We start from the raw sequence: 21,922 nt of genomic DNA, 5'->3' as shown, positions 1-21,922 counted from the left end.
AACAATCATGAAGGTACGCACACGTTTCGCTCCAAGCCCCACCGGTTATCTCCACATTGGCGGCGCGCGCACCGCGCTTTTTTCCTGGGCTTATGCCCGCAAACATGGCGGAGAATTCATTCTGCGCATCGAAGACACCGATCTGGAGCGCTCGACGCAGCAGTCGATACAAGCGATTCTGGATGGTATGGAGTGGCTGGGGCTGGATTACGACGAAGGGCCGTTTTACCAGATGCAGCGGTTGGCGCGTTACCACGAGGTTACCGAGCAATTATTAAAAAATAACCAGGCTTACTATTGCTACGCCAGCAAAGAAGAGTTGGAGCAAATGCGCGAGCAGCAGTTGGCCGCCGGTTTAAAGCCGCGCTACGACGGCCGCTGGCGCGATAGCAAAAAAACACCGCCCGCCGGGGTAAAACCGGTGATCCGTTTCAAAAACCCGCTGGATGGGTATGTTGCGTTCAACGATCAGATCAAGGGAAAAATCACCGTTGCCAACAACGAACTCGACGATCTGGTGCTGCTGCGCGGCGACGGCGTGCCGACTTACAACTTCAGCGTGGTCATCGACGATCTGGATATGAACATCACCCATGTCATTCGCGGCGACGATCACGTCAACAATACCCCGCGCCAGATCAATATTCTCAAGGCCTTGGGCGCTACGCTGCCGGAATACGCGCATGTGCCGATGATTTTGGGCGCCAACGGCGAGCGGTTGTCAAAACGGCACGGCGCGGTGTCGGTGATGCAATACCGCGACGACGGTTATCTGCCGGAAGCGCTGCTGAATTATCTGGCGAGGCTAGGGTGGTCGCACGGCGATGAAGAAATTTTCAGCCGCGAGCAACTGGTCGAATGGTTCGATCTGTCCTCGATCAGCCGCTCCCCGGCTAAGTTCAATCCGGAAAAACTGCACTGGATCAACCAGCAATATCTCAAAACCGCCGATAACGCGCGTTTGGCCGAGCTGGCGGTGCCTTTTCTCGCCAAGGATAACTGCCCTTTGAACGGCGGCCCGGATCTGACGCAAGTCGTCGATTTGCTCAAGGAGCGCGTCAATACTATCGAGGAACTGGCCGATGCCGCGGTGTATTTTTACCGCCCGCTGGAACCCGCCGAGGAACTGAAAACGCAGCATTTGACCGCGGACGCCAAGCCGATCGTGACCGGATTGATGGAAACCTTTAAGCAAATCGAATGGACGCGCGAAGCGATTCATCAGGAAATTAAAAACGCCGCCAAAGCGCACGACGTGAAATTGCCGAAAATCGCGATGCCGTTGCGAGTGATGGTCACCGGCGAAGTGCATACGCCGTCGATCGACGCGGTGCTGGCATTGCTCGGGCGCGATGAAACGCTGGCCCGCATGAACAATCAACTCGGCAAATTCCCCGATTGATCTTTGCTTTACAAGCCATCATCGCATCAGTATAATCCACGTTCCTTTGATCAGGGGGTATAGCTCAGCTGGGAGAGCGCTTGCATGGCATGCAAGAGGTCAGCGGTTCGATCCCGCTTATCTCCACCAGTTTCTACTGTGGATTAAGCGACGCTGTAACGACATATCACATTGTCCCCATCGTCTAGAGGCCTAGGACATCGCCCTTTCACGGCGGTAACACGAGTTCGAATCTCGTTGGGGACGCCAATAGAAACAACAGGTTATGAAAGAATGTAGCCCGTTTTTTTGATGCGTAATATCTGCAATATTTTCATTACAGCCGCATCTAATAATTCAATATAAAAGATCCGAGCTGGTGCGGCGATCATCGCAATACGCCGTAAGTTATTACTGGCATGAATTCCAGCAAGAATTTACTGCTTGGCCCAATCAATAACCCCAATCCTCATGCCTAACCGGTAAACGATTCAATTCTTCCCGGTAAAACCGCCATTTCGGCATAAATTGATCCATCAATTCAATAAAGCGGCTGTTATGCGTCGGTTCCAGCAGGTGGGCCATTTCGTGCACGACAATATATTCCAGGCAAGCCAGCGGTTTCTTCCCCAATTCGGTATTCAGCCGGATGTTGCCGGAATGAACGTTGCAACTGCCCCATTTGGTTTTCATCTGCTGCACGTAAAACCTTTGCACCGATACACCCATGTGCGATTGCCACTTCTCAATCAATGCCGGAACAGTTTGCTTAAGATTCTCCCGATACCAGGCTTCAAGAATAGCCTGTTTTTTCTCCCGGCTTGTGCCAGGGCGTACCGACAGAATCATTCTGCTGTGTTTCAATGCAACGGACGGTGGCGCGTCTTTTTCATCGACATTGAGCAGATAGCGCTTTCCCCAGACATAATGGGATTCACGGTCGATATATTCCCGCGGCGCTTCGCGTTCCTGTGTCCGTAACTTTGTTTGCTGTTTCTTGATCCATCCCAGCTTGGATATCACAAATACCCGGACGGTATCCGGCGTCATGCTGACCGGCGCCGATACTTTGACCTTGCCATCCGGCGGGTAGACGCTCAAATGCACGTTCTTGATGTTTTTATGAATCACTTCCACGTCAAGATCGTTCAGCTTTATGATGGCAATGTCAGTAGTCACTTTGCTGTTTGACGATGGCAAAAATGCGCTCGACTTCTTCAACATCGTTGACGATTTTGAAAATCGCTTGTTGGATATCGCTTTCTCTTGCCGGATTACCGCGCCAATTATCTTGCTTGCTGTCCATCACCGCGTCATTTATTTGCAGAACCAGCGCCTCATTTTTGCCTAAATTGTTATACAGCGCACGCTTGGCCTGAGTATTCAGTGACTTGGGCGTATCGTTCGGTTGTGCTGCCACCACCTTATTGGCCAGATCGGCGATCTTTTGCAGATATTCCTGATAATTGAGGGCGTTTTGTTTGCGTTGCTTGATGATCTCATCCAGCAGCTTCGACATTTTTTCAAAGTACGCCGGATCGAGCAGGTGGTTTTTGATGATATGGCTGCGCACATTGTTTTCGATGATTTCGGCCACCGCTTCTTTATTGGCTTTGATGCCATCCGGCATGGCGCCGATGGCCTCGGCGATGCCGCTTTTCACAATAACTTGCAGGATCGGCATATCGGCAAACGGTGAAATCACCACCGATTCTTCCGCCTGGATATAGCGGTCGATCAGATAACGCATGTCCGCTTCATATGCTTTCAGGTCAATTTTCTCATTGGAAGCGTTCTTGATGACATCGCGCAGTTTAAGGAAGTGATTCACGCGGTTCCGGATATGTTCAATCGTATCGGCGCTGTAACCGGCAGCGTCCATGTCGTCGCCGATATTGGCGTAGGCGCGGAGCAGGTTGGCGGTGGCTTTGTATAGCGCCGTCCGTTGCACTTCGCGTGCTTTGAGGTCTTCGGGAATTTCGGTATTGCCGCAAAAGTAATGGATATGCTCCAGATCGCCTTTGGGCGGCTCCACTTTCTCGCACAGCAGCTCCAGCGCTTCCAGCGCGTTGTCGAGCCACTCGCGGCCTTTGCTCAGCCGGTCTTGGATCAGAATATCGCAATCCTTGGTTTCAAACTGATCGTAATCCAGTTCTTCGGTGTACACCTGAATCGCGCCGGTGCCTTTCTCGTTCACCAGCTTCTTGAACAAATCCTTGTAATCCACGATGAAGCCGAATTTCTTGTCTTCGCTATCCAGCCGGTTCACCCGGCAGATGGCCTGGAACAATCCATGATCCTGCATCGATTTATCGATGTACAAATACGTGCAGCTGGGTGCATCGAAACCGGTCAGTAATTTATCGACCACGATCAACAGCTTCATATTCGCCGGTTCGTCGACAAACATTTTTTTCGCCTTGTCTTCGTAAGTCTCGGTCTTGGATTTGCCCGGTTCGGCGCTGACATCCTTCAGCAAGGCGTCATAGGTGCTATAGATCACTTGCTTATCCGTCTCGGTATTCGCGCCGGTTTCTTCGGTGGAGATGTCCCGGGTTTGCGGATTGTACGAAGTCACCACGGCGCATTTGCCTTTCAATTCGGTTGCCTGGAATAGCTCGTAATACCGGCAGGCCTCGAAAATGCTCGATGCCACCAGAATGGCGTTGCCCATTTGCGTGCTTAAGCGCGGCTTCACGCTGAAATCCCCGACGATATCGGTTACCACCTTATCCATGCGCGATTTGGAACTGAGCACGTTTTGCATCGTGCCCCATTTCTTTTTCAATTCGGCTTTCTGGAAATCGTTCAGTCCTTTGGTTTTGGCGGCGAACCATTCGTCGATTTTTTGCTGTGAACTCAGCCGCTGATCGATGTCACGCGCTTCGTACACCAGATCGAGCACCACGCCGTCTTCCACCGCTTCGTTGAATTTGTAGGTGTGGATATATTTGCCGAACACTTCCAGGCTGGTGGCTTTGTCTTTCTTCAACAATGGCGTGCCGGTAAAGCCGATGAAAACCGCGCCGGGCAGCAACGCTTTCATGGTTCTGTGCAGTTTGCCGCTTTGCGTGCGGTGGCATTCATCGACAAATATGAACAATTCGCCGACGGCATAGCTCGGCTGGCTTTGCAGTTGCTCGATGAAAGCGTCAAAGTCGTCGATATCGCGTTTGCCGAACTTGTGCACCAAAGAACACAGCAGGCGCGGCTTCGCCTGTCCCAGTTGCGTCATCAGATCACGCCCGCTGTGGGTGCGGTAAATCGCTTCCCCGGCATCCCTGAAAACGCTTTCGATCTGCTTATCCAGTTCATCGCGGTCGGTGACGATAGCGATGCGGGCGTGCGGATTGTTTTCCAGTATCCACTTGGCCAGCAGCACCATGACGATGCTTTTGCCGCTGCCCTGGGTGTGCCAGATGATGCCGCCTTCCTTGCGGCGCACATGCGCCTGCGCGGCTTTGACGCCGAAATACTGGTGCGCGCGCGGCAATTTCTTGATACCGCCGTCGAACAGCACAAAGTCGTACAGTAATTCGATCAGGCGTTGCTTGGCGCAGATTTTGGCGAGGTATTTATCCAGCTTGTAGCCACTGTTGTCCGCTTCGTCTTCTTTCCACTTCAGGAAAAACTTCTCCTGCGTGCCGATGGTGCCGTATTGCAACCCTTCGGAATCGTTACCGGCAAACACGAACTGGATGGTGCTGAAAAATGCGCCGATGAATTCCGGTTGCTGGTTCACCAGGTTTTGGCGAATGCCATCGCCGATGGAAACACGGCTGTTTTTCAGTTCCAGCACGCCGATGGCGATACCGTTGACGTACAGCACGATATCAGGGCGTTTTTCTTTTTCACCGAATACCGTGACTTCTTCGGCAATGTAAAAATCGTTCTGCTCAGGATGCCGCCAATCGATCAAATGCACGGTAACCGTTAAAACACCAGCTTCCGTTCTGACCGGCACGCCATAGCGCAGCAGTTGATAGACATCCTTGTTGTTGTGATACAGATTCTGGGCGTGATTGTTGGCCGCGCTGTGCAATTTATCCAGTGCCTTGTTGATCTGGCTTTGATCGTAACCGTTGGCGGTCAGGTAGCGCGTCAGTTGCGGCAATTCGATATTGCTGTTGTCCGGCTTGTCTTCCAGATTGCCGAGATAGCGATAGCCCAACTGCTCGCAGAACAGCTTAACGACGCGGTTTTGGGTAACGCGCTCGGATTTTCCAATATCATCCATGATTAAACCGCCTTAAGACCCTCATGCTTATCCAACATACCCTATTGTTTTCCCTTAATGTTGTCGCTATACTTCGCGCAGCTCATCTACCATGTTGTAGAAGGAGTAACGGGGGCGTCCCTTTAAAAGGGGCGCAACCAGCCCTCACCAAGGGTTCTTTTGGTAATTTTCAAATTCCCGCTGCAATTTCCGTTTTCGGTGATCTTGTTCCACTAAATAAGCCGTCCAAGGCAAGATGTAGTCTTTGCGCTCGCTGAGTATCACCAAGTAATTCTCAGCTTCCAGCCATATCAGAATACGCGTTTCCGTGCCGCGCTTATTTTTCCATAGTTTTACAGCATGGTGAGTTTCATGTTCTATCACCGGTCTTGGCCAGCGAATGCGTTCACAACGGCGAAAATCGGGTAGCCGTTCTTCTTCTACGCCACCTTCGGTAATCATGTGCCAGAATGTCGCCTCTTTACCTTGAATCATTGGGTGGCGCTTCAATCCCAATTTGATGCCGCGAAACTCAGGGCTTGAAACGATAAATTGAGCGCGGAATGCTTCATAAATGGCAGCCAAATAACAATCCCAGTCACCATTGTGATCTGAAAATAAAATTAACCCCGGCAACCATTCAATTTGCTGAGTACTCAATGCCGCCCGCCTTGGCCATCCCAAATGAATAGATTAAGCTTCTTCTCCTTATAAAGCGTCCGCTGACGCAGCGAATAATGGCTGCGCTGTTTGATGCGTTCAATCACGGTTTTTTTAGCCGCGCTGTTTCCCGGCTGGTTATGCAAATAAGAAATGGCGCCGATCAATAAATCCGCCAGTTGCAAATGCTCCACATGATGAGATTCGACAATTTGCACGCGCTCGATAATCTTCTGGGAAAAGTCATATTGGCTATTACAGAGTACCCGGTGCAACTGGCGCACTTTCTCGCCGCCCTGCGTATCCTTGATATCAAGATATATCCGATAGTGACATTCCGGGTCAAAAATCACTTTGAGCATATCAAAGTACATTTTGTAATACCACGCATCGTGATTTTGATTAAAAGCATCGTGATCCAGTATCGACTTATCCGCAACCAATACCCGGAAATTCAGATCATCATCGTCAAAAAAGTAATCGATTAAATCGAGGTATAAATCCAGCTTGGCCGCTGATACCTTGCTCCACTTCAATTCGCGGCAATGCGGTATTTGATGTTTGTGCTTGATTTCACGGATACGAACCGCAATTTCCCTGGTTTTCTCTGTTGGGCACCACAAGCCGCCCAGTACCATGAAACGGTAATGATCATTTTCCAGATGGCAAGATTCATCGCAGTAAATATTAAAAGTTTCACTCATATCAACCGGATCCTTCCAGTCAGCAGGTTTTGCATCATGCCTTGCTTGATGTGCCGGTATTTTTCGAGTTTGGCTTCAAGTGCGGTGATTTCGGCGTCCATGCCGGAGAGGATGGTGGCGATCTGAACTTGTTTCTCTGGTGACGGAAGGGAAATCTCTATGTTCTCAATAGTTCTCGCACTTAAACTTGGCACTCCGGACGCCTCATTAAACGAATACCAATCAATTAAATTAAATTGATAGAAGAGATATTTAGCATTGTTGGGTTCAAATATTTCTGTATAAAACAATGTATCTATTGACCAGAACGGATATTCCATATATCGAGGCACATCAATCGTTCCTTTTCTTCCAATCAAGACCGAAGGTTTATCGTAGAGATATTTGCTCGCTCTTCCAATTTCTCCGCTTGTAGCAAGAATTGGGTATTTCCCATTTTTATCTGCTACTTCATGCTGGCTTCTCCCATGACATACTCGAAGAATGTTTCCCAATTTCTTCACCACCCATCCCGCTTTTAACCGCCCATTTTCATAAGGATTGAGCAGGGTTTGCATGGCGCCTTGTTTGATCTGGCGTTTTTTGGCGATGAGACGGGTGAGGGATTGAATCAGGGTATCGGCATCGCTCAGGGCATTGGCAATGGCGGTTTGTTCGGTTTTGATGGGCAATGGGATTTTTAGATATTTAAAGTAAGGTAATCCAATCGTCTTGATTGTGCTGCCCATTGCGATTCGTTCAAATTCAGATTTTTTTGATTGAAGCCAATAGTAGAGAAAGTGGTTATTTAGCGAAGTACTGCAACTCCATGCAATAAAATGCTGACTCACCGCCATTTCATTTTTCATGATTGCACTTTTTCCGACGCCTGCATCTCGCGAAAGTACGACAGTTCCCTCTGGGTGCAACTTTGCTGATGAGTTGGCGATTCCTGCTGGTGTAATTTTAGCTGCTGTATCATAGATGTAGCCGTGATCAAGCCGATCAGAATCTTGCAGGGATATCCATTTTATTGTGCCCCCCCAGTACTCAGGATGCGCCTTATCAGGAGTGTGTCCGCTCCCGCGCTTTGTGACGGAATCAAGAAATACCGCTTCCCAATCCTCTGGAATCACCCCCACCTCAGTTTGCTTGTAACCCGGCTTCAGTTCCATGCAAACCCCATTTTGCGCAGGTGCGCATTGACGGCCTGTTCCAACTCTGCCACCTGCTGGTTTTGCTGTGGCAACGGTGTTTCATAGCGCTCGGCGAGTTCCTTGATGCGTTGCGTCAAGCGCTGGCTGATGCGATCCATTTCGGAATGAATGTCCTGGTCGATAGCGGCGATCCATTTGTCGTCGACCACCAGTTGCTTGATCTGTTCAGAGGTCAGTGTCGGATAAAACGCCAGTAATTTGGTATCCAGCTCCACTTCGGCGGACTGAATGGCTTTTTTGGCTGCTGCTTCCTGTTCCAGCAGTTCCAGGTATTGCCTGAGGATTTTTTCTTCGTCAATGGATTGCGGATCGTTCTTGATTTCTTTCAGGCGGGCATTGATGCTGGCTTTGTTGATCTTGTCGAGTTCGGCAAATGCGCCTCCATCGTCTGCATTGCCGCCGTGCTCTTCTTCCATTTCCGCCAACCGGCTTTGCAGCGTTTCCAATTCGGTGTTGAGCGCATCGATGGCTTGTTGCTGTGCGGCAAAGTAACGGTGAATCACAAGCGCCTTCGGAACCAGATCGCACGTCCAGCCTTTATCGAGGGTTTTGGTCACTTGGCCGTCCTTGGTTTTCTTTTCTTCCACGATGCGGTACGTAGCAGCTTGCCAGCCGTCGGCGGCGAGCAGGTAGCAATCGTCCTGCATCACGTCGAACCAGTAATTCATCAGGTGCTGGTAGACATCGTACCGGTCGATCAACGCGCGGCCTTGGTAGGTGGCGAGCAATGCTTCGCTGATGGCGTGGATGATGTGCTTCGGATGAAAACCGGGTTGCAGCGCCTTCAACGTGACGGTGGTGTTCTTTTCCCACTGACTGAAAACCTGGTTCATTCCGGTCATGTAGGCGGCAAATTCGGGGTGCGCGAAAATGGTTGGCTTGATGTCGTCCTTGCTGACTTTGAGGCTCAGATAATTCGGGCTGCGTTTAGCCTCGGCAAATAACGCCGATTTCAGGTTGGGGCACACCGCCCAGTATTCGTGCAGCGCGTCGATATCGGCTTTGGGGATATCGCCCAGCAGATGCGCTTCGATGTCTTGCAGGTCTTCGGCTTCGGAACTGTCGATATAGCGTGGAATGTTGAGGTTGAATTCGTTTTTTTCGATCTCGCTGAACGATACGATTTTACTGTAGCCTGGGATTTCGATCTGTTTGTTGAATACATCGACAATTTTGTGAATGTCCATTTCCCGCAGGCGGTTTTTGTTGCCGTCTTTCATGAAGCCCTTGCCCGCATCGATCATGAAAATACCTTTGCGGTTTTGCGCGTTTTCCTTGTCGATAACGATGATGCACGCCGGGATGCCGGTGCCGTAAAACAGGTTGGCGGGCAGGCCGATGATGCCTTTGATCAACCCTTTGCGGATGATGGCTGCGCGGATAGCCGCTTCGACATTGCCGCGGAACAGCACGCCGTGCGGCAGAATGCACGCGCCTTTGCCACGGCTTTTCAGCGAACTGATGATATGCAGCAGGTAGGCGTAATCGCCGTTTTTATCCGGCGGCACGCCCAATCCATCAAAGCGCTGAAACGGATCGTGAGCGGTATCGACACCGTTGCCCCAGCGTTTGTCGCTGAACGGCGGATTGGCGACGACGTAATCGAACGTCTTCAGCCCGCCCTGTTCGTCGAAAAACAGCGGATTGGCCAGGGTGTTGCCTTGTTTGATCTCGGCACCGGGGTTGTTGTGCAGGATCATATTCATACGCGCCAGACCGCTGGTGGCGGCGTCTTTTTCCTGACCGTACAGCGTTACCGGCGTTTTGGCGGCATCGCTCACTTTCAACAGCAGCGAACCGGAGCCGCAGGTCGGATCGTAAACGGTGGTCGACGCCGTGGTGTCGGCCTGATCGATGCCGATGATGCGCGCCATGATGCGGCTGACTTCCGCCGGGGTGTAGAACTGCCCCTTGCTCTTGCCGCTCTCGGTGGCGAAATGGCGCATCAGGTATTCGTAGGCATCGCCGAGGATGTCATCGCCTTCCGCGCGATTCTTGCTGAAATCCAGCGCCTTGTTTTCAAAAATGGCGATGAGGTTGGTCAGCCGGTCGACCATATCCTTGCCGCTGCCGAGTTTTTCCGGGTCGTTGAAATCCGGCATGCTGGATAGTTTGTTGGCATTGGCGAGCGGCGCGATGATTTTCTTGTTGATGTCATCGCCGATGGTGGGCTTGCCTTTCAACGCCACCATATCCCTGAAACTCGCGCCTGGCGGAATCTTGATCGGCGCAAACGGCTGACCGGCGTATTTGTCACTGACATATTTGATGAACAGCATCACCAGCACGTAGTCCTTGTACTGGCTGGCGTCCATGCCGCCGCGCAATTCATCGCAACTTGACCACAAGGATGAATAAAGTTCGGATTTTTTGATTGCCATAGGTTGTTATTATTTTGAATACGGTAACACGACGGAATGTACTTTATTGAACGATTCCGAAGATTCTACCAGCATGCGAAGGGGTGAGATATGGCAAGGGGCTACTCTCCAAAAACATGATTTCATAACGCACCGGATGCCATGTTGCTAATCCCTGCGCGGTGAAAATTTTTGCAGACTTACAGCAAGCTAAAACACCGTCATCTTGCGAGTAAATTCAGCACGATCAGCAAAACCGCAAAGAAAGCGGTGTAGTACGAGAATTTTTGCGCATCCTTGGCGTGGTCTTCTTTCGACGGGAATTTTATGTCGGGTGTCTGCTGGCCATATTTTGTGCGGATAAACTGATAGACGCGGTCGTAGTTTGAGTGCATGTAATGATGGTAGATCATCAATGTCAGCGAAACGATCAGGCAGATCCATCCTAATAGCTCGATCATTGTGTGTCCTTTCGTTCAGGAATTAATTTGTGTGTCAATCTGGAAAGGATACTTTATACAATATTTACAAGCTGTTCGAATACTGTTTTCATGAAACTTCGAGAAAGCGCAGATTAATTTTTCCAATGGAATTCGTCGCGGGATAAGGGCACAAGCAGCGGGGGAAGGGATAAGCGTGGCATCGAAATAGCGGCGCCGGAATTAAAGCGATGAGCGATGAGCTTTTGTTGGCAGCTTAGGCTTTTGTCATTGCCTAAGCTGATGTGATATGGCGCTTCCTTAGATAAGTACCTTATTTTTTGCGGCGCGCGGCAAACCCGAGTAATCCTAGACCTGCCAATAGCAACGCGTAAGTTTCCGGTTCCGGAACGGCGGATATCTGGAAGGCTAATTCCGTACCGTGTGGATTCCAGCTACTGCCTTCACCCAAACGGAAAGCGCTGCTGCCGGATGTTTGTGAATTTTCCCATAGCCAATCGTCCGCGTGCCCGCTGGTGTCATTGACCACCGACAACCAATACGTCGTTCCCGCTGTTAGCGTGGTCGAAGGTATCGTGGCTGAATAATTGTAAATGTCGATGTTCCAGGTCGCGTCATCAATGCCGCTATCGATCCGGTTAACGGCATTGCCGACATTGAAAGAATAAATCGGATTGGTGTCGGGAATGCCTCCCAAATCGCTAAAGATTCTAATCACGAAATTATCCGCGGCGGTAGGGTTATTGGATGCATAATAAGCACCGCTCCAGCTAACGCCGCTGAGGGTATTGCTTCCCACGCCGAGCACAAAGTTATCGGCCATTTGTTGGAATGGTTGCAGCGCGCCGTCAAAGTCGCTCCACCAACCCCTGCTGCCATCGGCGCTGCCGTTATCATAAATCACGGTTGCGGCGGTTGCTGGCAGTATCAATCCGAAAGACGGTAATGCGACAGCTAGAACCAGTAAAGATTTTAGTTGTTTACTGGTTGATTTTTCTAAAGTTTGTATCACTTTCATGGCTTTTCTCCGTTTGTGGAATTGCAACCATGATTATAGTTAAAGGCGGACATTCAGCCTAACAATATTTTTTCTTCAATAAATTGAGCGTGAAATCACCGTCGTCGAGCTGTGTACCGGAGGGAAATGGTTACTGCCTTTCCAATTAGTGCCATTGTTATTGATGGCGAATGATTGCGTCCGAATGAATGAGGTCACGCGCTATTGAAGCAATTTTAGCCGGCACATGCATGAAATTCTGCAAAAAAGCTGGCGTGGATTCAGAAAATCGCTGAGAACAGCTTAAATCCGGATTTTAGAATGGTGGCCAAGGGCGGAATCGAACCACCGACACAAGGATTTTCAGTCCTCTGCTCTACCGACTGAGCTACTTGGCCATTTTTGAAACTGCTGATAAACGGACAATCCGTAAAATTCCAACGTAAAGATTATCCGGTGAAGTGGCGCGCCCGGCAGGATTCGAACCCACGACCCCTTGGTTCGTAGCCAAGTACTCTATCCAACTGAGCTACGGGCGCAAAGTACAATCTCTTTACTAGCAGCTTGTAAGCAACCGGGGGATTATATCAGATTGAAGCTAATGCGGGATTCGAAGTTACGCTTTTGTTACGGTATTCGATCTCTTCAAGCTGTAATCGACCAAGTCGACTCGAGTTGCCAACCATCACATTTATTTTGCGGGGGCGATGATGGTCGATTTAGCCGATCTTGTCAAGGCTAACTGCTGCCGATCTGTTCGTTTTAGACGTCTTCTTCGGGTTCCGGATCTTCCTTATGCGGTATCGGCGCGGTTATCCCCGAGCTGTGCGATGCATCGATTTTTCCAGGTATTTTCGGTGTTTTACAAACCACATCGGCATTTTGAGCGCGATGCCGTAAGGCGTGATCGATCAGTACGAGGGCCAGCATCGCTTCGACGATCGGCGTTGCGCGGATGCCGACGCATGGATCATGGCGGCCGTGTGTTTCGACAATGGCCGGGTTGCCGTCTTTGTCGATGGAGCGTCGTTCCAAGCGGATGCTGGAGGTTGGTTTAATGGCCACATTAACGGTGATGTCCTGGCCGGTAGAGATACCGCCCAGAATGCCACCGGCATTGTTGCTTATAAAACCTTCCGGCGTCATCTCGTCGGAATGCTCCGTGCCGCGTTGCGCCACGCTGGCGAATCCGGCGCCGATTTCAACGCCTTTGACGGCGTTGATGTTCATCATGGCATAGGCGATTTCGGCGTCGAGGCGGTCATAAACCGGTTCGCCCCAGCCGACCGGCACACCTTGGGCAACCGCGCTGATCCTGGCACCGACCGAATCACCGGATTTGCGCAATTGATCCATGAATTTTTCCAATTGCTCGACGGCGTTGTTGTCGGCGACGAAGAAAGGATTAGTGCCGACATCTTCCCAGCGTTTGAAGGGAACAGGAATGGGGCCGAGTTGCGCGAGGTAGCCGCGGATGACGATGCCGTATTTTTCATGCAGCCATTTTTTTGCAATGGCGCCGGCGGCAACACGCACCGCCGTTTCGCGCGCCGAGGCGCGCCCGCCGCCGCGGTAATCGCGGATACCGTATTTTTGCCAATAGGTGTAATCGGCATGGCCCGGGCGGAAAACGTCCATGATTTTGCTGTAATCCTTGCTGCGCTGATCTTCATTGCGGATTAACAGGGCAATTGGTGTGCCGGTGGTTTGTCCTTCGAATACTCCGGAAAGAATTTCGACGGTATCGGATTCGCGCCGTTGTGTCACATGCCGCGAGGTGCCGGGTTTGCGCCGGTCCAGTTCGAGCTGAATATCTTCCGTGCTGATTGCGAGTCCCGGCGGACAGCCGTCAACAATGCAGCCAATGGCGGGGCCATGCGATTCGCCAAATGAGGTGACGGTAAAGAGCGTACCAAGTGTGTTTCCAGACATACAGTTGCATTTTCGGATGAGTTTATGATGCATGAGTCTATCATACGCACACGGGTTTTCGACAGTTTGAATATTGCTTTGCCATGCCGGTCAAGCTGCCAAAGATTGAGACACATCAACAATCAAATTCGGTCATCGTGTTATACCTGCGCTAAAATGCGAGGTATCGCAAATGGGTCTTGAAATTTGAAGCCCTTGTCATAAAAAATTAATCCTGGGAGTTTGCATGAATACACCACGAGTCAAAGAATTTCTTTTGAACCTGCAAGATAGCATTGTGAAAGGGCTGGAGCAGGTCGACGGTAAAACCTTCAGGCGCGATCAATGGGATCGCCCGGAGGGGGGCGGCGGCATGAGCAGCGTGATCGAAGAAGGCAATGTGCTGGAGCGCGGCGGCGTTAATTTCTCCCATGTATATGGTGCGGGATTGCCCGCGTCGGCGACGGCAGCACGGCCGGAATTGGCCGGACGCTCGTTTGAGGCGATGGGGGTGTCGCTGGTGCTGCATCCGCGTAATCCTTACGCGCCAACCGTGCATATGAACGTACGCTACTTTGAAGCGCGCAAAGAGGGTGCGGAGCCGGTGTGGTGGTTCGGCGGCGGCATGGATCTGACGCCTTATTACGGTTATGCCGAAGACGCGGTGCATTTTCATCAAACTTGCAAGGATGCGCTTAAGCCTTTTGGCGATGATTGTTATCCGCGTTTGAAAAAGTGGTGTGATGACTATTTCTATTTAAAACATCGCAAAGAGCCGCGCGGTGTCGGCGGTGTGTTTTTCGACGATTTGAACCAGCCGGATTTTGAGAGCTGTTTTCAGTTGACGCGCAACGTTGGGGAGAATTTCCTCAATGCCTACCGGCCGATTTTGGAGCGTCGCAAGGACGAAGCCTATGGCGAACGCGAGCGCGATTTTCAAGCGTACCGGCGCGGGCGTTACGTGGAGTTTAATTTGGTTTGGGATCGCGGCACGTTGTTCGGATTGCAAACCGGCGGGCGCACCGAATCGATTCTGATGTCTTTGCCGCCCATCGTAAAATGGCGGTACGACTGGAAACCGGAAACAGGTACTCCGGAATCGAAATTGTATACGGATTTTCTGATCGGTAAGGATTGGGTGTGACTGGCCGGTGAGCAAAGTGTCGCTCAATAACCAGATCTTGCTGGGGGTGATTTCCGGTGCGTTCCTCGGTTTCTGGCTGGCGGGACTGGAACAACAATCCGCGGTTGCGCAAAGCGGTTTATATGCCGCAAAGCTGATCGGTTCGCTGTTTACCGATCTGCTGCGGATGGTGCTGATTCCGCTGGTGTTTACTTCGATCGTGGTGGGCGTTGCCAATCTGCGTTCGCACCGGCAAATGAATCGCGTTTGGCAAGTGACGCTGGTTTTTTTTGTGTCGACGATGGCCTTTGCGGTGTTGCTGGGCTTGACGGCTGCCAATCTGCTGCAGCCGGGCGGCGGTTTGCAGATCGCTATGTTTCAGGATGCAATACAAGGTTTTCAAGCGACGCAGATGTCACTCGCCGATTTCTTTGCGCAATTCTTGCGATCGTTGTTTCAGAATCCAATCGCGGCGCTGGCGCAAGGCAATGTGCTGGCGGTGGTGATTTTTGCTTTGTTGCTGGGTATTGCTCTGGTCATAGGTGGTGAACGCTACCGCAATATCCTGGTGTTGATGCAGGAATTTTTAGAATTGATCCTGATGCTGGTCGGCTGGATTATGCGTTTGGCGCCGCTCGGGATTATGGCATTGGTATTGCAATTAGTGGCTTCGCAAGACGCCGGATTGTTGTCGACATTGATTAAATTCGTCGGAATCGTCATTGGGACCACATTGCTGCACGGGCTGGTGGTGTTGCCGCTGATTTTATTTTTGATGGCGGGCATGACGCCGCTCCGGTTCTGGCGTGGCGCGCGTGAAGCATTAATTACTGCCTTTGCAACCAGTTCGAGTGCTGCGACCCTGCCGGTGACGCTGCGTTGCGCCGAGCAGCACTTGCATGTCAAACGCGATGTGGCTGGTTTTGTCATTCCGGTCGGAGCGACCATGAATATGGATGGTACGGCGCTTTATGAAGCGGTGGCTGCGTTATTTATCGCCAATTTGGTGGGCATTGAGCTCAGTTTGACGCAACAGCTGATCGTGTTCATGACGGCCATGCTGGCCGCCATCGGTGCGCCGGGTATTCCCAGTGCCGGCATGGTGACGATGGTCGTGGTATTACAGTCGGTCGGATTGCCGGTGGAAGCCATCGCAATTTTATTACCGGTCGACCGCCTGCTCGATACATTTCGCACGACAGTCAATGTCGAAGGTGATCTGGTGGGAAGCCTGGTCGTACAGCATTGGACCCGGAGTGACGGTCCGGGCACATAGAATTTGTAAAACTCTATTATTAAATCAGATCATTATCGCGGAAGCGTTGTTGAATTTCCAACACCTTGTCGGCGTTATTGATCAGAGCTTCAACGCAATCACGGTCCAGCTTGGAATTGGACATTTGCCGGAGCAATGCAAAAGCTTGTTCATTACTCCACGCCGCTTTATACGAACGGCGTGATGTCAATGCATCGAATACATCGGCAACGGCGCTGATGCGCGCTTCAATCGGTATTTCATCGCCTTTCAGGCCGCTCGGATAACCGCTGCCGTCAACCGCTTCATGGTGAAATTCGGCGATATTGCGCAGGATATTCGTATGCCCCAATGCACCCAACCCAAAGTCTTGCAATACCGAGTCGATGATCTCGCGGCCTTTGACCGGATGCGTTTTCATGACATCGAATTCGGTATCGTCGAGCTTGCTCGGCTTGCGCAGGATGTTGTCCGGAATGCCGATTTTGCCGACATCGTGCATCGGCGAAAACAGGAAAATATGTTCAATTTGTTCATCGCTGATGCCGTAGCCGGCCGCCAGTTTTCGAGCGATTAACCGGGCGTAGTGCGCGGTGCGGTCGATATGCGATCCGGTCTCGAGGTCGCGATAATGCGTCATGCTGCGAGCGGCCCGGACCGCCGCCAGCAAGGTTCGAATCGCGGCCAATTCGTTGATGACCATCAGCGCGATCAGGTGGCCGTAAATGTCAATTTGCCGCAATGACTTCGGGTCAAACGGGTGTTCTTGCAGCGAATTAAAAAACAAAAAGCCGATAAAAATACCGCTTTGATACAGCGGCATGGTATAGCTGGACTTGTAGCCTTTGGCGGCAACGCGCTGGGTATGCTCGTGTGTGCCTTTGGAAAAAATATTGAGGTCTTGCACCAGGCGCGGACGGCGATGCTCAATAATGGCATGCAGCGATGGCGCGGCGCTCAACGGCGCTTCGTAAGTCGTGACCGGACTATCGCTGCCTTCGGTGCTGTGCGTGTACGTTTTCAGCATCTCGGTTTTTTCATCGTATAGGGCGATTGCCAGGCGATCGATGAAGGGGAAATCCTGACGGATAATTTGATGCAAGAAACGTAGTTTTTCCGTTAAGGGTATATTTTCATGCAAGTTAGCCAGGGTATCCTGGTGGGTAAAAAGATCTTCTTCCGATTGCATAAAATTCCTTTGGGCAAATTGCGGCGATATCGACAAGCGGTTTCTCAATAGGCTTGACTGCACTGTACATCTATTGCAGACGATTGCTTTATTTTTTCCACATTCTAAACGATTTGCCGCTGTCACGGCATGAAGGTCTATCAATCCATTCAGCCGGCAATATCGTCATGTGACAATTTGCCGCGCGACAATTTGTCACATTCCCAAACGAAATCATTCTTTTTACAATTTTGGCAACGTGAATCGATCGAGTTAGAGCAGTTTGTGATTATCACGGCGAATCCACATAGATTGTAACGCCTACGGAGGGTGATGAACGGACAACAACGTTCGTGCGCATAAAACTTATGAAGATACCAGCAAGACTTGAACCATTAATTGAAGAAGGTTTGATCGATAGTGTCATATGCCAGCTCATGAGCGGTAAAGAAGCGATGGTGTATATGGTCCGCAGTGGCGAGCACGCGCTATGTGCCAAGGTGTATAAGGATCGGAATAAACGGAACTTTCAGCATTTTGCAAGCTACACCGAAGGCCGCCGTATCAAAAACAGCCGCCGTGCCCGGGCGATTGAGAAGGGGAGTCATTACGGACGTATTGCACGTGAGGAAGGCTGGCAGAATACCGAAGTTGACATGTTGTGCCGGCTTGGGATGGCCGGAATCCGGGTGCCGAAATTCTATAACTTTTTTTCCGGTGTTTTGTTGATGGAGCTGATTACCGATGCCGAAGGGAATGTTGCGCCGCGATTGAACGATATGTCCCTGACACCGCAACAAGCACGGTCTTATCATAAAACTTTGATTAGCCATGTGGTGCAGATGCTGTGCTTGGGAATTGTGCATGGAGATTTGTCGCCCTACAACGTTCTGGTGGATCGCGAAGGGCCGGTTATTATCGATTTACCCCAAGCCGTCAATGCTGCGGGCAATCAGCAAGCCCGCATGATGATCAAGCGCGACATTGATAATCTGACAAGTTTTTTTAACCGGTTTGCTCCGGATCTTGCGCAATCCGACTACGCCTCTGAGATTTGGAGTTATTATCAGCGTGGTAAATTGCCGCAAGCGCATCTAACCGGTCTGGTCAAGTCCCAGAACAAACCGGTTAATGTAGGCAACATTTTGCAGGCAATCGATAGTGCAAACCGGAAAGAGCTTGCCTGGCAGCGGCACAAACAGGCAAAATTGAACGGATATTCAGCGCACTACTGAAATCGAATACATATTATCATCCACCCAGGAAGTTCATTGACCTGAGCGTGCAGGCTTATGCTATAATCCCCCTTCTGACGCGGGGTGGAGCAGTCTGGCAGCTCGTCGGGCTCATAACCCGAAGGTCGTAGGTTCAAATCCTGCCCCCGCAACCAAGTAAATTGATTGATTGTCGTGCTCAATTCAGTTTGCTGCAATGTTGTAAGTTTTGTGCAATTCCTTTCTTTGGCTGATCGGTAACGTAAAATAGGACTCAACCGAATCAGACGCTCTATTTCCCGGTTTTAAGCGCAACCATCCATTCTTTTTATTAATTCCTTTGTTCTTCTAAAGGGTTAATTGAATACCCAATTAGTCGTTAGAAAACTGCGATTAAATCAGGTGAAAACCGATTCTCAAGTAAATCCATCGATCTTCCGTAGATATCAATCTCCCGAAAATGAAGAGTTTTGGGTAAATACAAAAGAATAATTAATTTTTAAGGGTATTGGGTTGCGGTCGAGCAAAGCCAATATTGTTTCTGTCATAAATAAATTATCGGTTTACTTAGGAGGCCTTTTCTTGTGAAACAGAATGGTCCATTTGGTTTACTCTCAACGATCAGTGATTTCGTCGTTTGTATTGATCCGCAGGGCATAATTCAGCGAACATCTACATCCTCGCAAACGTTTCTACAAGTATCGACGGGACTGTTAAAAGAATCGATTGAAAGGTTCGTTCAGCCGGAAGATCTGGTACTTCTTACTGAAGCCCGGAAAAACGCAAAAGAAAGTGGTGAGAAGCAAGTTTTTGTGTGCCGTTTGTTACGCCAAAGGGTACTGCCGGTTTGGGTCAACTGTTATTTGTTTTATTTGTCCGACGATTCCTTTCTGGTTGCAGCGTTTGATGCCATGCATTGGAAAGAAAATGAAGATCGGTTAATTTATTTATCGACCCACGATGAATTGACAGGCTTGCCTGGAAGAGTGTTGTTGGACGATCGTGTCACAATGAACATTGAAATGGCGCGACGGGAGAAACAATTTTTGTCGTTAATCGTTTTGAGTTTGGATGGTTATAGAAAGATTAATGACTTGCTTGGACATGCTGTCGGTAACGAACTCATCAAATCCGTTGCTGAACGCTTGCAGATTTGTGTACGTCGCAGCGATACGGTGGCGCGTGTAGGTGAGGATGAATTTGCCATGATCATGATGGGTGTTGGTCAGGGCAATATCGAGATGATCGCTAAAAAGATAATGACCGCCATGCAACGGTCGTTTCGTATTCAAGAACATACGTTGCATATCCGCACTAATCTCGGGGTTTCGATCTATCCTGAGCATGGCGAAAATTTCCTGCAGTTATTCCGCAACGCGGAAACGGCAATGTATCGTTCGAGATCATTCGGCAAAAATCATTGGGGTATCTATTGCGATCAGATCAGTGACATCGAAAGAAGTGATTTGTCGCTTGAGTCCGCAATGTATGAAGGGATTGAAAAAGGCGAATTCATGCTGCATTATCAGCCGATATTTTGCGCGCGAACTGGTCAGTTGAAAGGTGCTGAAGCTTTGATGCGTTGGTTAAGTCCTAAGCAAGGATTCATTTCACCGATGAAGTTTATTCCATTGGCGGAAAGTAGTGGTTTAATAAAGGTTCTTGGCGCTTGGGCATTACGAAGTGCATGTCTCCAAGCAAAGCAATGGCAGGATTCAGGTCTCAGAGAATTTTATATTTCCGTAAACGTATCACCGCATCAATTTGTGCAAGATGATTTTCTCGAGTTGACTAACAGGACGCTGCATGAAACGGGTTTGTTACCATCGAGTTTGGTATTGGAAATTACAGAAACGATGCTGATGGATAACCCGCAGAAATCAAGAGATACTTTGTCTAAACTGCATGCGGCGGGGATCAAAATCGCTATTGATGATTTTGGTACCGGTTATTCCTCGCTAGCTTACTTAAAAAAATTTCCATTATCAGTTTTGAAAATCGATAAGACTTTTGTGGATGATGTAGTCAATAGTTTAGAAGACATGGCAATTATCGGCGCCATTCTTAGCTTGGCCGATGGCCTGAATTTGCAGGTAGTAGCGGAAGGTGTAGAAAATGATGCACAGTTGGGTTTCTTGCGGGAGGAAGGTTGCGATTTGATCCAAGGGTATCTGACTGGTAGGCCGATCAATGCCGAAGCCTTTAAAGAGCAACACATCGCATGACTATGAAAATCCGGGAAAATTCTTTTCCTTCACATTCTTTTGTCACTCAATTGCAGTAATCGTTGTCCTTAAACCATTTAACCGCATCTTTGAGCGCCTCGACTGCGGGGCGATACCGGTAACCTAATTCGCGTTCGGCTTTTTCACTGGAGAAAAACATTAATTTCTTTGCCATGCGGATGCTATCGAGTGTTGCGCGAGGTTCGGTATGTGTCAGAAGAGCAATCTTCTCCATGCACCAAGCCATCGGAAGCATTACGCTGATCGGGATATTGACGCGGTAATGCCGGGTGTTATTAATCTCATCGATGGTTTGCAGGATTTGCAGAAGCGTCATGTTATCGCCACCCAGGATATAGCGTTCTTGGGGTTTTCCATGTTGATAGGCCAATAAATGACCGTATGCGATGTCATCTACATGTGCGATATTGAGACCGGTATTGACATAGGCCGGCATGCGGCCAGCGATTGTATCCAAGACGATACGCCCGGTCGGAGTCGGGCGGATATCGTTTGGACCGATTGGCGTTGAAGGATTTACGATGATCAAAGGCAATTGATGATCGACGGTCAATTGTCTGACTAACTGCTCAGCCTGATACTTCGAACGCTTGTAATAACCATTGACGGCCGCCGGGTCGCTTGGCGTTTCTTCATTTGCGGGGGTTCCATCGGGGTTTAAGCCCAGCGTGGCGACACTGCTGGTATATACAATCCGGTTCAGTCCTGCTTGATGGGCCGCAATAATGAGTGCGCGGGTGCCGGTGACATTGATTTCATGCATGGTTGCCGGATCCGGCACCCAAAGCCGGTAATCGGCTGCCACGTGAAAGAGGTTATCGCATCCCCGGACCGCGCGTTTGAGTGATTCAAAGTCTCTCAGATCGCCTTCGATGATTTCAACTGGATAGTTTTTAAGGTTCCGGCGATCGCTGTCGGGTCTGGCCAAGACGCGAACTTCATGCCCGGCTGTGAGCAGGCAACGCATGACGGCCGAACCGAGAAACCCGGTAGCACCGGTGACTAATGATTTCATGGTGCCTTTGAGTCGAAATAGATAGTTGGAATGCCC

Annotated in this window: 16 protein-coding genes and 5 tRNA genes; 8 read left to right on the top strand and 13 right to left on the bottom strand. The window is 50.0% G+C overall.

What is annotated here, in order from left to right; all coding sequences use genetic code 11:
- Positions 1 to 7 precede the first annotated feature (7 nt).
- From gltX to RBH92_RS09780, 3 genes are all read left to right on the top strand, one after another.
- Positions 8 to 1,402, top strand: a complete 1,395-nt coding sequence (gene gltX, locus RBH92_RS09790; RefSeq protein ID WP_307931884.1) for a glutamate--tRNA ligase — start codon at positions 8 to 10, stop codon at positions 1,400 to 1,402.
- A gap of 53 nt (positions 1,403 to 1,455) precedes the next feature.
- Positions 1,456 to 1,531, top strand: a tRNA-Ala gene (locus RBH92_RS09785).
- Positions 1,532 to 1,575: 44 nt separating this feature from the next.
- Positions 1,576 to 1,651: transfer RNA gene (locus RBH92_RS09780), tRNA-Glu, on the top strand.
- 183 nt (positions 1,652 to 1,834) lie between these two features.
- Here the strand turns inward: RBH92_RS09780 and RBH92_RS09775 are convergent.
- The 11 genes from RBH92_RS09775 to aroC form a co-directional block, all read right to left on the bottom strand.
- Entirely contained in the window at positions 1,835 to 2,560 is a 726-nt protein-coding gene (locus RBH92_RS09775; protein ID WP_307931883.1) for a M48 family metallopeptidase, read from the bottom strand.
- A complete protein-coding gene (locus tag RBH92_RS09770) occupies positions 2,550 to 5,618 on the bottom strand; it encodes a type I restriction endonuclease subunit R (protein ID WP_307931882.1) in 3,069 nt (1,022 codons plus the stop codon). The genes RBH92_RS09775 and RBH92_RS09770 overlap by 11 nt, the downstream gene beginning before the upstream one ends.
- 144 nt (positions 5,619 to 5,762) lie before the next feature.
- Positions 5,763 to 6,257: a hypothetical protein gene (locus tag RBH92_RS09765; protein WP_307931881.1), complete on the bottom strand. Its 495-nt coding sequence runs from the start codon at positions 6,255 to 6,257 to the stop codon at positions 5,763 to 5,765.
- Complete coding sequence (locus tag RBH92_RS09760; RefSeq protein ID WP_307931880.1) at positions 6,254 to 6,961, bottom strand: DUF3800 domain-containing protein; 708 nt, start codon at positions 6,959 to 6,961, stop codon at positions 6,254 to 6,256. The genes RBH92_RS09765 and RBH92_RS09760 overlap by 4 nt, the downstream gene beginning before the upstream one ends.
- Positions 6,958 to 8,115, bottom strand: a complete 1,158-nt coding sequence (locus RBH92_RS09755; protein ID WP_307931879.1) for a restriction endonuclease subunit S — start codon at positions 8,113 to 8,115, stop codon at positions 6,958 to 6,960. The genes RBH92_RS09760 and RBH92_RS09755 overlap by 4 nt, the downstream gene beginning before the upstream one ends.
- Positions 8,106 to 10,538, bottom strand: a complete 2,433-nt coding sequence (locus RBH92_RS09750) for a type I restriction-modification system subunit M (RefSeq protein ID WP_307931878.1) — start codon at positions 10,536 to 10,538, stop codon at positions 8,106 to 8,108. The genes RBH92_RS09755 and RBH92_RS09750 overlap by 10 nt, the downstream gene beginning before the upstream one ends.
- A 200-nt stretch (positions 10,539 to 10,738) precedes the next feature.
- A complete protein-coding gene (locus RBH92_RS09745) occupies positions 10,739 to 10,978 on the bottom strand; it encodes a hypothetical protein (protein WP_307931877.1) in 240 nt (79 codons plus the stop codon).
- Between the two features lie 292 nt (positions 10,979 to 11,270).
- The gene (locus RBH92_RS09740) at positions 11,271 to 11,975 is read right to left on the bottom strand and encodes an FxDxF family PEP-CTERM protein (RefSeq protein WP_307931876.1); all 705 of its coding nucleotides are present in this window, start codon (positions 11,973 to 11,975) and stop codon (positions 11,271 to 11,273) included.
- Between the two features lie 301 nt (positions 11,976 to 12,276).
- Positions 12,277 to 12,352, bottom strand: a tRNA-Phe gene (locus RBH92_RS09735).
- 64 nt (positions 12,353 to 12,416) lie between these two features.
- Positions 12,417 to 12,493, bottom strand: a tRNA-Arg gene (locus RBH92_RS09730).
- Between the two features lie 223 nt (positions 12,494 to 12,716).
- Positions 12,717 to 13,886 (bottom strand): chorismate synthase, encoded by a 1,170-nt coding sequence (aroC, locus tag RBH92_RS09725; RefSeq protein ID WP_307931875.1) that lies wholly within the window; start codon positions 13,884 to 13,886, stop codon positions 12,717 to 12,719.
- A 226-nt stretch (positions 13,887 to 14,112) separates the two neighbouring features.
- Between aroC and hemF the strand changes: the two genes are divergently transcribed.
- Both hemF and RBH92_RS09715 read left to right on the top strand, forming a co-directional pair.
- Positions 14,113 to 15,009, top strand: coding sequence for an oxygen-dependent coproporphyrinogen oxidase (gene hemF / locus RBH92_RS09720; protein ID WP_307931874.1), 897 nt, complete (start codon positions 14,113 to 14,115; stop codon positions 15,007 to 15,009).
- A 7-nt stretch (positions 15,010 to 15,016) separates the two neighbouring features.
- Positions 15,017 to 16,264: a dicarboxylate/amino acid:cation symporter gene (locus RBH92_RS09715; protein ID WP_307931873.1), complete on the top strand. Its 1,248-nt coding sequence runs from the start codon at positions 15,017 to 15,019 to the stop codon at positions 16,262 to 16,264.
- A 19-nt stretch (positions 16,265 to 16,283) separates the two neighbouring features.
- Here RBH92_RS09715 and RBH92_RS09710 read toward each other — a convergent pair whose 3' ends face one another.
- Complete coding sequence (locus RBH92_RS09710; RefSeq protein WP_307931872.1) at positions 16,284 to 17,432, bottom strand: HD domain-containing phosphohydrolase; 1,149 nt, start codon at positions 17,430 to 17,432, stop codon at positions 16,284 to 16,286.
- A gap of 347 nt (positions 17,433 to 17,779) precedes the next feature.
- Here RBH92_RS09710 and RBH92_RS09705 point away from each other — a divergent pair, with 347 nt between their 5' ends.
- The 3 genes from RBH92_RS09705 (at position 17,780) to RBH92_RS09695 (ending at position 20,850) form a co-directional block, all read left to right on the top strand.
- Positions 17,780 to 18,646 carry a PA4780 family RIO1-like protein kinase gene (locus tag RBH92_RS09705; RefSeq protein ID WP_307931871.1) on the top strand — a complete coding sequence of 289 codons (867 nt, stop codon included), beginning with the start codon at positions 17,780 to 17,782 and terminating at the stop codon, positions 18,644 to 18,646.
- 78 nt (positions 18,647 to 18,724) lie between these two features.
- Positions 18,725 to 18,801, top strand: a tRNA-Met gene (locus RBH92_RS09700).
- Positions 18,802 to 19,536: 735 nt separating this feature from the next.
- A complete protein-coding gene (locus tag RBH92_RS09695) occupies positions 19,537 to 20,850 on the top strand; it encodes a putative bifunctional diguanylate cyclase/phosphodiesterase (RefSeq protein ID WP_307933954.1) in 1,314 nt (437 codons plus the stop codon).
- A 46-nt stretch (positions 20,851 to 20,896) separates the two neighbouring features.
- On the opposite strand, the gene hpnA is transcribed toward RBH92_RS09695, so the two are convergent.
- The gene (gene hpnA, locus RBH92_RS09690) at positions 20,897 to 21,886 is read right to left on the bottom strand and encodes a hopanoid-associated sugar epimerase (protein ID WP_292925101.1); all 990 of its coding nucleotides are present in this window, start codon (positions 21,884 to 21,886) and stop codon (positions 20,897 to 20,899) included.
- Between the last annotated feature and the right edge of the window lie 36 nt (positions 21,887 to 21,922).

The organism is Nitrosomonas sp. sh817, from assembly GCF_030908545.1.
GTDB lineage: Bacteria > Pseudomonadota > Gammaproteobacteria > Burkholderiales > Nitrosomonadaceae > Nitrosomonas.
Note: the sequence above shows the minus strand (reverse complement) of the source record. Positions and strands in the feature narration are given on the sequence as shown.